At 44.7% G+C, this 11,009-nt stretch carries 16 protein-coding genes; all 16 read left to right on the top strand.

All coding sequences use genetic code 11. The features are described from left to right. Positions 1 to 394, top strand: a 394-nt coding sequence (locus AAC854_RS13395; protein ID WP_340617539.1) for a Rha family transcriptional regulator, incomplete at its 5' end; no start/stop codon positions are given. Positions 395 to 501: 107 nt separating this feature from the next. Beyond that, positions 502 to 1,020, top strand: a complete 519-nt coding sequence (locus AAC854_RS13390; protein ID WP_340617538.1) for a hypothetical protein — start codon at positions 502 to 504, stop codon at positions 1,018 to 1,020. Between the two features lie 9 nt (positions 1,021 to 1,029). Further along, positions 1,030 to 1,590 (top strand): terminase small subunit, encoded by a 561-nt coding sequence (locus tag AAC854_RS13385; protein ID WP_340617537.1) that lies wholly within the window; start codon positions 1,030 to 1,032, stop codon positions 1,588 to 1,590. Beyond that, positions 1,587 to 3,161 (top strand): terminase, encoded by a 1,575-nt coding sequence (locus tag AAC854_RS13380; protein WP_340617536.1) that lies wholly within the window; start codon positions 1,587 to 1,589, stop codon positions 3,159 to 3,161. Before AAC854_RS13385 ends, AAC854_RS13380 begins: the two co-directional genes overlap by 4 nt. Continuing rightward, entirely contained in the window at positions 3,161 to 4,531 is a 1,371-nt protein-coding gene (locus AAC854_RS13375) for a DUF4055 domain-containing protein (protein ID WP_340617535.1), read from the top strand. The genes AAC854_RS13380 and AAC854_RS13375 overlap by 1 nt, the downstream gene beginning before the upstream one ends. Continuing rightward, complete coding sequence (locus tag AAC854_RS13370) at positions 4,528 to 5,649, top strand: phage minor head protein (RefSeq protein WP_340617534.1); 1,122 nt, start codon at positions 4,528 to 4,530, stop codon at positions 5,647 to 5,649. The genes AAC854_RS13375 and AAC854_RS13370 overlap by 4 nt, the downstream gene beginning before the upstream one ends. 59 nt (positions 5,650 to 5,708) lie before the next feature. Next, a complete protein-coding gene (locus AAC854_RS13365) occupies positions 5,709 to 5,954 on the top strand; it encodes a DUF2829 domain-containing protein (RefSeq protein WP_340617533.1) in 246 nt (81 codons plus the stop codon). 106 nt (positions 5,955 to 6,060) lie between these two features. Continuing rightward, positions 6,061 to 6,834, top strand: a complete 774-nt coding sequence (locus AAC854_RS13360) for a hypothetical protein (RefSeq protein ID WP_340617532.1) — start codon at positions 6,061 to 6,063, stop codon at positions 6,832 to 6,834. A gap of 13 nt (positions 6,835 to 6,847) precedes the next feature. Continuing rightward, entirely contained in the window at positions 6,848 to 7,801 is a 954-nt protein-coding gene (locus tag AAC854_RS13355; protein WP_340617531.1) for a major capsid protein, read from the top strand. Positions 7,802 to 7,854: 53 nt separating this feature from the next. Next, complete coding sequence (locus AAC854_RS13350) at positions 7,855 to 8,088, top strand: Ig-like domain-containing protein (RefSeq protein ID WP_422824084.1); 234 nt, start codon at positions 7,855 to 7,857, stop codon at positions 8,086 to 8,088. A 39-nt stretch (positions 8,089 to 8,127) separates the two neighbouring features. Then, positions 8,128 to 8,607, top strand: coding sequence for a DnaT-like ssDNA-binding protein (locus AAC854_RS13345; protein WP_340617530.1), 480 nt, complete (start codon positions 8,128 to 8,130; stop codon positions 8,605 to 8,607). A gap of 2 nt (positions 8,608 to 8,609) precedes the next feature. Beyond that, on the top strand, positions 8,610 to 8,960 hold the full coding sequence (locus tag AAC854_RS13340) for a hypothetical protein (protein WP_340617529.1): 351 nt from the start codon (positions 8,610 to 8,612) through the stop codon (positions 8,958 to 8,960). 1 nt (position 8,961) lies between these two features. After that, the gene (locus AAC854_RS13335) at positions 8,962 to 9,543 is read left to right on the top strand and encodes a hypothetical protein (RefSeq protein ID WP_340617528.1); all 582 of its coding nucleotides are present in this window, start codon (positions 8,962 to 8,964) and stop codon (positions 9,541 to 9,543) included. Then, on the top strand, positions 9,540 to 9,941 hold the full coding sequence (locus AAC854_RS13330) for a phage tail terminator-like protein (protein WP_340617527.1): 402 nt from the start codon (positions 9,540 to 9,542) through the stop codon (positions 9,939 to 9,941). The genes AAC854_RS13335 and AAC854_RS13330 overlap by 4 nt, the downstream gene beginning before the upstream one ends. 42 nt (positions 9,942 to 9,983) lie before the next feature. After that, on the top strand, positions 9,984 to 10,643 hold the full coding sequence (locus tag AAC854_RS13325; protein WP_340617526.1) for a phage tail protein: 660 nt from the start codon (positions 9,984 to 9,986) through the stop codon (positions 10,641 to 10,643). A gap of 41 nt (positions 10,644 to 10,684) precedes the next feature. Next, positions 10,685 to 10,987 carry a phage tail assembly chaperone gene (locus AAC854_RS13320; RefSeq protein WP_340617525.1) on the top strand — a complete coding sequence of 101 codons (303 nt, stop codon included), beginning with the start codon at positions 10,685 to 10,687 and terminating at the stop codon, positions 10,985 to 10,987. Positions 10,988 to 11,009: the final 22 nt, after the last annotated feature.

Below are 11,009 nucleotides of genomic sequence, written 5' to 3'. Positions count from 1 at the left end.
CAAAGTATTAGGAGAAGAGCACTCGGCAAAATATTTTGCTCAGTACAAAGACAGTACCGGGCGAGAGCTTCCATGCTATCGATTCCCCAAGCGTGAAGCTTGTTTGATGGCGATGAGTTACAGCTATGAGTTACAGGCTCAAGTGTTCGACCGCATGACAGAGCAGGAAGCTAAATCTGGATTTGGATTCACTATCCAGCAACTGCAAGACATGCTTGTTTTGGCAAAAAAGGCGTCTGATGAAGATTCCTCTGATGCAGGCCGCAGATTGAGAAAAAGACAGGATGACTTGGTTACTCTTAACAGGGCCGGAAAGTTAATCGGTGACCTCAGTCAAATGGCTCTCGGATTGGTTGGAGGGGGTAAACAAGAAATTGCGAATATTGGACGATAAATGACTTCCTGAATGTTTTTTCAGCATTTTATATCACCACAGTACAAAAACTGTCGGGGTTATATCAACCAGAGCAGTTGAATATGCTAAATGAGGCAGAAATTATTATGAACATTCGTATTAATGAAGACGGCAGCGTCACGGTAACAGCGGCCAGATACACGGCGTCTTACGGTAAGGATGGAAAACTTAAATCCGCCAGCGGCTGTTTCAAGACCATTTCCGGTATCCCTAAGACACTTGTCATTCACAATGCATTCGAACCGAAAGCAGAAAAGCAACAGGCGAGCAAGACCTATTCCGCAGGTATGACGCTGGCAGTAGATGAAGGAACCAAGGCTGGGGTTACTGCCGATAGCTTCAAGGTCTGTGACTCGGAAAGGAAAGTAAGAGCAGTTGTTGCTCCATTGGAACTGGCAGTAGATATAAACGCCAATGCCATCATCAATGAAATAGAGAAAGCATATAGAGGGACTGCTAAGCAAGCACGCCTGAGTTCGGCCGTCATTAACTCAGCGAAAATACCCAGCATCCCTGATGATGATCATATCCGCCAGATAATCCGTGAAGAGATACGCCAGTTCGTCAATCGTGAACTTAGGCAAGGTGGGCTGTTTTCAAGATAAGGAATAAAAATGGCACTCACTGACAAACAAGAGATGTTTTGTCGCGAGTACCTCGTTGATTTGAACGCCACACAAGCGGCAATTCGTGCGGGGTACAGCGAGAAAACCGCAAACCGCACTGCGTCTGAAAACCTGTCAAAACCTGATATTCAGTCACGCATTGCCGAACTCAAGGCAGACCGTAATGAAGAAGTCGGGATTAATGCGACTTATGTATTAAAGCGGTTAGTTGAAATTGACCAAATGGACGTCCTCGACATTCTCGCTGATGGAGGCGAACTCAAGTCAGTGAAAGACTGGCCTAAAGTGTGGCGTACTACGCTATCAGGTCTGGAAGTGCTGGAAGTAGGTTCACAAGATACCGCCGCCTTACTCAAGAAGATCAAGTGGCCGGATAAGGTGAAGAACCTTGAACTACTCGGTAAGCATATCAGTGTTCAGGCATTTAAAGAGCAGATTGATCAAAAGGTGGTGGCTACCCATAACATTATGCCCGTACCTGCCTGCGATAACGTCGATGATTGGGAAAAAGCGGCACAGAAGCAACAGGGCGAGGTATTAGGCGGATGAATTACAATGTGGTCTGGAAGCCTCTGCCCGGGTCTCAGTCTCTATCTTTAAGTTGCCCATGTAATGAAATTCTCTATGAGGGAACTCGTGGCCCCGGCAAAACAGCCGCTCAATTAGCCAGATTCAGACGCAATGTCGGGGTCGGGTATGGCTCGTTCTGGCGCGGCGTTATATTCGATACTGAATATAAAAACCTTGCCGATATCATCACACAATCAAAGCGTATGTATCGTCTGTTCAAGGATGGTGCGCGTTTTCTTGCTTCTGCCTCTGAGTTACGCTGGGTATGGCCGACGGGTGAGGAACTGTTATTCCGGTTCGGCAAAGAGGCGGATGATTATTGGGATTATCATGGGCAAGAATTCCCGTTTATTGGCTTCAACGAATTAACCAAGCAAAAATCAGCCGATTTCTATGAAGCGATGTTCTCTTGTCGTCGGTCATCATTTAGACCAGAAGATTATCCACTTGAAAATGGTGCATTGCTAAAGCCGATACCGCTAGAAACATTCAGCACAACTAACCCGTTTGGTATCGGGCATACATGGGTGAAAAAACGGTTTATTGAACCAGCTCCGAGAGGAACTGTTATCAGAGAAACTCAAAAGGTGTTCAATCCTCAGACTGAAAAAGATGAGGACATAACACTAACTCGTGTCGCCATTCATGGTTCATTCAAGGAGAACCCCTATCTAGACCCACAGTACATTGCCACCCTGATGAACATCAAAGACCCCAATCGACGAAAAGCATGGGTTGAGGGTTCATGGGATGTTACTAGCGGTGGGCGCTTTGACCATCTTTGGAATGCTAATCACCACGTTATCAAGCCATTCAAGATTCCCGATAGCTGGACTGTTGACCGCTCTCATGACTGGGGGGAATCAAAACCGTTTGCCAATTTGTGGTGGACTGAATCAGATGGGACAGAGGCAACTTTATCGGATGGCCGAAAGTTCTGCCCTCCTGCGGGTTCATTGATTCTGATTGGTGAATGGTACGGTTGTCCGCCTGATGAACTCAATAAAGGGCTGAATATGTCATCTACCAACGTGGCTAAGGGCGTACAGTGGATTGATCGGCGTCTGGCTGGCGAAGATGTTGTAGAGCCTGATGAGATTAAACAGGACGGTAAAACGCAAGGACAATTGAATATCATGCCCGGCATCTGCAAGAAAGTAATTTCTGGCCCTGCGGATAGCTCCATCTTTAATACGGGCGATAACGAAGATTCCATAGCACAGAAGATGGCAAAACAGGGCGTGAAGTGGTTGGAGGCTAATAAAAAGCCCGGTTCTCGTATCAATGGCGCTTCTCTCTTCGCTGATATGCTGGAGGCCGTCATTGAAGGCAAGAAGTCCGAGTCAGGCATGCCAGAAAAGCCCGCGTTCTACGTGTTCGATTATTGCCGGGGCTGGATTAGCCGCATTCCGGTTTTGGTTCGTGATAGTAAAAACCCCGATGATGTAGATACTGATCAAGAGGATCATGACTGGGATGCCACACGCTATCGAGTCTTGCATAAACCTATTCGCCCAGCATTCGAAATTAACCTAGGAACAACCTTCTGATGAGTACAACAAATGTAGATTTTACTCGACCGGAGTATAAAACGACTGCTCCTCAGTGGGAGTTAGTACGCTCTGTTTGTCGGGGCGGTGAAGATATAAAAAGTTACCTTCCCGAGCTTGAGGAGCAAGATGGTAATCGTAAAAAGAAACGTAATAAAGACTATCAAGATCGAGCTGTGTTCTATCCAATAACGGGTAATACTCGAAATGGCATGATAGGGATGGCATTTAAAAAGGATCCCTTAGTTGCTGTCGTCGAAAAGCTTTCGTGTTTAAAAGATGATGCTGACGGGGCAGGTTCAAGCATTTATCAACTTGCTCAGTCTTCACTTGAATCGGTATTGGAGGTCGGTCGTCATGGATTGTATGTTGATTACAACAGTGATTCGAAACTCCCATTCATATTCCAATATCGAGCCGAAGATATCATTAACTGGCGTACTGACCGCATAAATGGCCGAACAATGTTAACGCTGGTGGTATTACGTGAAACGGTTGAAGAAGAGGATGGTTTTGGATTTAAAGACGTTCTTCAATATAGATTGCTGGCGATAGAAGAAGGTCAATTTATCTGTCGTGTTTATCGCAAACCTAGTGGAAGTAGTGTTTTTGAGATTGATTCTGAATACATTCCCGAAAGAGCAGGTAACGGCGTATGGGATGAAATACCGTTTACGTTTATCGGCGCTCAAAATAACGACCACACTATTGATGAAGCGCCACTGTTAGGGTTGGCAAAAATCAACCTAGGGCATTATCGAAACTCCGCTGATTATGAGGACTCAGTGTTCTTCTGTGGGCAAATACAACCCTATCTAGGTGGATTGGGAACGGAATGGCGTGACTATCTAGAAAAGAAAGGCGTTATGGTTGGCTCTCGCTCACCAATTATGTTGCCAGAAAAAGGATTCTTTGGTTACGCTCAGGCTCAGCCAAACATGTTGGCGAAAGAAGCTATGGACAGCAAGCGCGATTATATGGTGGCACTTGGCGCCCAATTAGTTTCTGCTGATAGTAAGGTTAAAACGGTTATTCAGTCTGTTGGTGAGCAAAACGCACAAACCTCTATTCTTAGTATCTGTTGCTCCAATGTTTCTGATGCATTTAGTAAAGCCCTGATGTGGTGCGCTGAATACCTTGGCTTAGATACTAAAGATACTTCTTTTGAAATTAACAAAGACCTTGTTAATCACATTGCTGATAGTTCGATGATCCGTGAAATTGTTGCAGCATGGCAATCTGGTGCGACGCGCAAATCTGACTTAGTTAGAAGTTTGCAGAAATATGATGTGATCAATCCTGCTGATGATGTTGATGTGGTAGTGGACGAGCTTAATAATCAAGAGCCGACAATGGTAGGTGAAACATGAGAACAGTGAATGAGCGGTTAATGGATGAATTGATTGCTCACTCCCTGTTTTCCGGTCGTTATTCTACGGGCGTAGCAAGGCGCATGATAAAGGTTCTCAATGAGTTTGATTCTGAATTAACCGCCTCGCTTATTGTTGCCTTAGATGATACCTCCATTGATGTTAATAGTTTCACAGCAAGGCGATTGGAGTCATTACTTTCCAGTGTTAGAAGTATTAATAAACGAGCTGTTGATAGTGCTTTCTCGTTACTGATGGAAGAAATGAGAGCGCATGCATTGTATGAAGCTGGTTACTATCCATCATTGTTTGATGCATTATTGCCTGACGTTGTTCTACGCAAATATCCACTAATGAGCATTACAGAGGAAATGCTATTTTCTTCGGTAATGTCTCGCCCGTTTCAAGGGAAATTATTATCTGAATGGGCTGATGGGTTAGAGTCTGATCGCATGACACGCATAAATAACGCTGTTCGCAATGGTTATTTGAATGGTGATAGTGCGGTAGAGGTTGGTCGTAAAATCAGAGGTCATGCAAATCAAGGATATAAAGATGGTTCGTTGCAAATGAGCCGGGCTAATGCGACAACCATCGCCAAGACAGCGATAAATCACCTACAGGCGGTGGCAAGAGAGCAATTTGTGGACGCCAACAGGGATATCCTTGATTGCAAACGGTGGGTATCAACACTGGATAACAAAACGTCCAATGATTGCATTGTCCGTGATGGGCTGAAATACACGCTAGGCGGTAAACCTATTGGTCATAAAGTTCCTTACCTGCAAGGCCCCGGCAAAATCCACTTTAATTGTCGCTCAATTGAAACGCTGGTGATGAAATCATGGCGGGAACTGGGTATTGATGCCGATGAAATGAGCGAAGGAACACGGGCATCAATGGATGGACAGGTTCCGGCAGAAACTAAATTTATTGAATGGATACAAAAGCAGCCTGCATGGAGGCAAAAACAAGTGTTTGGCGAAACTCGCTATCGACTGATGAAAGATGGCGGTATGCACCCCTCACAGTTCTACACAGATAAAGGCGAGTTCATTTCATTAGATAAGCTCAAAGAGATAGACGAACAAGCATTTATCGAAGCTGGTTATGACTAATGTCAGCAACAAATCACACAAGCCCGCCATTGAGCGGGTTTTTACTTTAGAGGTAAGAAATGACTACATTTAGCGAAGCATTAGAAGCAGTAAAGGCAGGTAAGAAAATCTCACGCGCTGGCTGGAATGGCGCTAATCAATTTATTGCGCGAATTTACTCTGGTAATGCTATATGGCGAAAAGGTTATGACTCCGGCGATATGCAAGACTGCTTAGGACTAAAGAATGCACAAGGAAATATGCAGCCGGGCTGGGTTCCATCTCAAGGTGATTTATTTGCTGAAGATTGGGTTATCCAAGAGTAATGTAGCGCCACAAGGTCACTTCGGTGGCCTTTTTTATTACCTAAATTCAGCTTAGGGCTGAGTTATTACAACGCGCTAGGCGCAAATCAAACCCAAGGGGTATCACATGTTATTTATGAATATCGAACGCAAATATTACTCACAAGCTGATGATGGCTCGCAAGGTGGCGGTGGTGGAACAACCGAAATCACCCCTGAAATTCAAGCCATTATTGATAAAGCCGTAAATGAGCAAGTATCAGGACTAAAAGCTAAGCGTGATGAATTGTTAGGCAAAGTGAAAGAGCAAGGCGATAACTTGAAGCGCTTTGAAGGCATTGATCCTGACACAGTGAAAGGAATGCTTAAACGTTTTGAGAATGACGAAGAAGCCAAGCTTATTGCGGATGGCAAGATTGATGAGGTCATTAATAAACGTACTGAGCGTTTGCGTGGTGATGTTGATAAGCAATTGAAAGAAGCGAGCACCAAAGTCGAAAAGGCCGAGGCGTTTGCAAATAAATTCCGCGCGCGTGTATTAGGCGATGAAATTCGCTCAGCAGCGGGTAAAGCGGGCGCATTAACTAGTGCTCAAGAAGACTTAATTTTACGTGCCAAAGGAATTTTCCAAATCAACGATGAAGGTCAGGCCGTAGCCGTTGATGAAGATGGCAATCCAATCATGGGTAAAGATGGTCGCACACCATTATCACCCGTTGAATGGATTGAATCTCTAAAAGAAAACGCCCCCCACTTATTCCCTGCTGCTTCAGGTACAGATGCAGGGAAACATAAGCAAGGTGGCGCACATCTCAAACGTTCTCAAATGTCCGCCAGCGATAAGGCTGATTATATTCGCCGATACGGGCGTGACGCATATTTAAAACTTCCAAAAGAGTAAGGAAATATAAGCAATGGCTACGACTACTAATAACGATTTAGTAATTTATAACGACTTGGCACAAACGGCGTTTTTAGAACGTCGTCAAGATAATTTAGCAGTATTTAATCAGGCATCTAATGGCGCCATCGTGCTGGATAACCTGTTTATTGAAGGTGATTTCCGTAAACGTGCTTTCTATCAGATCGGCGGTTCGATTGAACATCGTGATGTAAATTCTACGGGTACCGTAGAGAATAAAAAAATCGGGGCAGGTGAATCTGTTGATGTAAAAGCGCCTTGGAAATATGGCCCTTATGCAACAACCGAAGAGGCATTTAAACGCCGCGGTCGTGATGTATCAGAGTTCTCAGAATTGGTTGGTACGGATGCGGCGGATGCTTCGCTAGAGGGTTACATTAAATACTCTTTAGCCGCCCTAGGTGCCGCGATTGGTAATAACAAAGAAATGGTAGTAACTGCCGATATTGCGACAGACGGCAAAAAAACGCTAACCAAAGGTTTACGTAAATACGGTGATAAATTTAACCGTGTAAATCTGTTCGTTATGCACTCTACAACCTACTTCGATATTGTTGATCAGGCAATTGACAACAAGGTGTATGAAGAGGCTGGTGTAGTTATCTACGGTGGTCAGCCTGGTACACTAGGTAAACCTGTGTTGGTAACTGATACAGCGCCAGTGGATGCTATCTTTGGTTTAGTACCGGGTGCTGTAACTATCACTGAATCCCAAGAACCAACCTTCCGCTCTTATGAAATCAATGACAAAGAGAACTTGGAAGTTGGTTATCGCGGTGAAGGTGTGGTTAACGTGGGTGTATTGGGCTATAGCTGGGATGAAGCGAAAGGCAAGAACCCTGACTTAACTCAGTTAGGCATGGCAGGTAATTGGAAGAAGCATTTCACTAGCGACAAGCTAACCGCAGGCGTCATGATTAAACTGACTGCTGAAGAGGGAAAGTAACCCTGTCAGCGGATAAAACGTCCGCTATCGCTGACAGCATAGATTCTGTAACGGTGTCACTAAATTATACCAAGGGTAGCTTTCCAGTTGAGGGCGCTACCGTTAATTGGTCTACAACAGGTGGCGAGTTAAGCGTTACCTCATCTAAGACGGGCAAAGCTGGTGGTGCGACAGTGAAATTAACTTCTGATGCTCAGGGTGAATTTATTGTTACGGCCACCGTTGATGATATTGCACAAAATACTGACGCAATTACATTCACAGAAAAAACTTCTCCAGACGAGTAATTTGAGGGGCTTTGTGCCCCTCTTTTTTTTGAGGTGAGCATGATTGATCCTGATAAAAACTCTTCAACATTTAATAGCTACGCCAGTGTTGATGATTTAAAGAAATACGCTAAGGATAGAATTATCACTTTAGCAGATAGCGGATTAGAATCATTACTAATTACGGCGATGGACTATCTGGAGTCACAAAAATGGCAGGGTAAGCGTACTGATAACGAACAGCCACTCTCTTTTCCTCGGATTGGTTTGTCTCGTGACGGTGTGGTCATCCCAAGCGATGAAATCCCGAAGCAATTAATCCAAGCTCAATGCCGTTTAGCAATTGAATCACAAGATAGTGACCTGCAACCTACGTTAGGTGCTGAAATCCTCTCCGAGCGAATTGAGGGAGCTATTACGGTGCAATATGCCGAAGGCACTAATACTGGTGCACCAAATTTCTCTTGGTTAAAAGGTTTGTTGTCTGGACTAATTGATGTCTCAGATGGATTTGCCATTAATACATTTGCAATGAGGTAGCGATGAATATTTATCAGCGCGGACAGGACACAGCATTACGGATGTTGAAAAAATATGGTATTTCCTACCAAGCCAAACGAGATGGTAATCATTGGGTTGATGATGAGGGGCAAGAGCATTACGAACCGGAAATACTTTTCTCAGTTACTGGGGTGAAGGTGCAATACAAGCCTCACGAAATCGACGGCTCACTGATACTGTCTACGGATATCAAGATGGTTTTTTCACCTGATATTGAGATAAAAAAAGGTGATCATGTGCTGGTGGATAGCGTTTGGCTGAGAGTGATTGAACCTAACCCAATAAAACCCGCTGATATCGCACTTTGCTATCAATCTCAGTTGAGGGCGTGATATGGCAGATCCATTTATGGCATCCATTGATGCGTTTGTGAATAAAGCCAAAGACAATATTGAAGCAGCATCAAGGGGAACGTTTATCAAAATACTGTCACGATTGATTATCATGTCGCCCGTGGGTAACCCTGAGCTGTGGAAGGTCAATCAAACGGCAAGAGAATATAATCAGGCCGTGCATGACTGGAATGAACAACAGCAGTCAGATCCTAATAACCTGACCCCCAAAAAACGGCAGCTAAAAAAACGTGCTCGTGTCACTGACTCCATGGATATAAAAGCACCTCCGGGATACACAGGCGGTAGATTCCGGGGGAATTGGCAGGTGGCATTTGATGAAATTCCCACAGAAGAAACAGGGCGCATTGATAAAAGCGGAAATATGACCCAAGCTGTGGGGGATTTGGTGATTGGTCAGTTTAAGGTTGGGGTGAAAACCGTCTATTTCACCAATAACGTACCCTATGCCTATCGCCTTGAGATGGGCCATTCAACACAAGCACCCAATGGCATGGTTGCAGTAACAGCACAGGAGTTTCAGAAGTTCTTTAGTGATGCTGTTACGGAGACAAAATCATGAACCAGTCAACAATAAATAACACTATTCGGGCGCTGGTGGCAAAAATAGCCAAACAGGAAAATCTTAAAGTGGCGTGGCCTAACATGTCATTCAATGACATCAATGATCCGTACCTGCAATTACACATCATGCCCGCAACAACACAAAATATTGGGTTGTCATTGGACATGCCCGTCTTCCGGGGCGTGATTCAGGTGAATGTGGTGGGAAAGTCCGGTTCCGGTGATTCAGCTTTAACTAATATTGCTGACCGGGTGACAGAATGTCTACAGAATGACCTGTCATTGATCGGCGATTTATACCTTAACGATGAGCCGACTATCTTCCCGCCTATTCAGGATGGCACCAACTACACCATTCCTATACGCACATCATACCGATGTGACACAGTCCGATAATACAGCCGCAATCGCGGCTTTTTTTATGCATATAAGAGGTTAATGATGGCCTATAACATTCCGAATGGTTCCCGTGTTTACATTGCAAGCAAGTACGGGGATGAAATTAAAATTATATCAGCGTCTAACGCAGAAGAAGTGGTGCTGACGGTTGAATCGGTTACGGGCATTGCCAAAGACGATATCGTTCATGTCAATTCTGGCTGGAAAAAAGCTTCCGGTGCTTATCGCGTTCTGGCGGTAGCTGAAAAAAGCATTACATTGGAAGGTCTGGACACCACGGACAAGAATACATTCCCTGTTGCGGGTGGTGCGGGTTCATTGAAAAAAGTGCTGGCGTGGGAGGTAATGCCGCAGGTCATGACACTGTCCACGGAAGGTGGCGATCAGCAAACACAAGAAGTCCAGTTTTTAGAGGATGAGCAGGCGGAAACTATTGATACCTATAAAAGTGGCGTCGTTCAGGTTTATACGTTTGCCCATGACGCCAAGTTGCCTATCCGTAAGTTGCTCATGAAGCTGGATGATAGTAAGCAGATTACCGCAATTCGATTCTTCAACAAACGCGCAGCAGAAGACCGTTATTACACTGCTTCCGTGTCGTTCCAGCGCGTCCCCAATACCGCAATGAACGAAGTGGAAAACGTCACCGCGCGTTTCTCTCTCAAGTCTGATATGCAAATTTATACCCACGCAGAATAATAATCGCCCCTCGATGGGGCTTTCTTTTGAGGATATTCAAAATGGCTAAGTTTACGCTCGTTCCTAACCCTAAATTCAAAGCAAATGTTCAGATCCCCGTTGCTGGCAAAGAAGAACCGGAAGTGGTGACATTTACATTCAATCACCACCCAATCAGTGAACTGGATAAGATGCGTGAGATGCCGGCGCAGGAATTCTTTGAGAAAATCGTTGCGGATTGGGCGATAGAAGAACCTTATAACCCGGCTAACTTAAAATTGCTGCTGGATAACTATCCGTCAGCGACAACGGCAATTACAACTACTTACTACAATGAATTATTGGGTAATCGCGAAAAAAACTGATTGCGGTCGCTGAAGCACTATA

Origin of the sequence: Xenorhabdus entomophaga (assembly GCF_037996725.1) — a bacterium.
Classification (GTDB): domain Bacteria; phylum Pseudomonadota; class Gammaproteobacteria; order Enterobacterales; family Enterobacteriaceae; genus Xenorhabdus; species Xenorhabdus khoisanae.
The sequence above is the reverse complement of the archived record's forward strand: the minus strand, read 5'-3'. Positions and strand labels throughout refer to the sequence as shown.

Coding starts and splice junctions, on each gene's coding strand:
- AAC854_RS13390 (WP_340617538.1), top strand. CDS start 502: ATGAACATTCGTATTAATGAAGACGGCAGCGTCACGGTAACAGCGGCC.
- AAC854_RS13385 (WP_340617537.1), top strand. CDS start 1,030: ATGGCACTCACTGACAAACAAGAGATGTTTTGTCGCGAGTACCTCGTT.
- AAC854_RS13380 (WP_340617536.1), top strand. CDS start 1,587: ATGAATTACAATGTGGTCTGGAAGCCTCTGCCCGGGTCTCAGTCTCTA.
- AAC854_RS13375 (WP_340617535.1), top strand. CDS start 3,161: ATGAGTACAACAAATGTAGATTTTACTCGACCGGAGTATAAAACGACT.
- AAC854_RS13370 (WP_340617534.1), top strand. CDS start 4,528: ATGAGAACAGTGAATGAGCGGTTAATGGATGAATTGATTGCTCACTCC.
- AAC854_RS13365 (WP_340617533.1), top strand. CDS start 5,709: ATGACTACATTTAGCGAAGCATTAGAAGCAGTAAAGGCAGGTAAGAAA.
- AAC854_RS13360 (WP_340617532.1), top strand. CDS start 6,061: ATGTTATTTATGAATATCGAACGCAAATATTACTCACAAGCTGATGAT.
- AAC854_RS13355 (WP_340617531.1), top strand. CDS start 6,848: ATGGCTACGACTACTAATAACGATTTAGTAATTTATAACGACTTGGCA.
- AAC854_RS13345 (WP_340617530.1), top strand. CDS start 8,128: ATGATTGATCCTGATAAAAACTCTTCAACATTTAATAGCTACGCCAGT.
- AAC854_RS13340 (WP_340617529.1), top strand. CDS start 8,610: ATGAATATTTATCAGCGCGGACAGGACACAGCATTACGGATGTTGAAA.
- AAC854_RS13335 (WP_340617528.1), top strand. CDS start 8,962: ATGGCAGATCCATTTATGGCATCCATTGATGCGTTTGTGAATAAAGCC.
- AAC854_RS13330 (WP_340617527.1), top strand. CDS start 9,540: ATGAACCAGTCAACAATAAATAACACTATTCGGGCGCTGGTGGCAAAA.
- AAC854_RS13325 (WP_340617526.1), top strand. CDS start 9,984: ATGATGGCCTATAACATTCCGAATGGTTCCCGTGTTTACATTGCAAGC.
- AAC854_RS13320 (WP_340617525.1), top strand. CDS start 10,685: ATGGCTAAGTTTACGCTCGTTCCTAACCCTAAATTCAAAGCAAATGTT.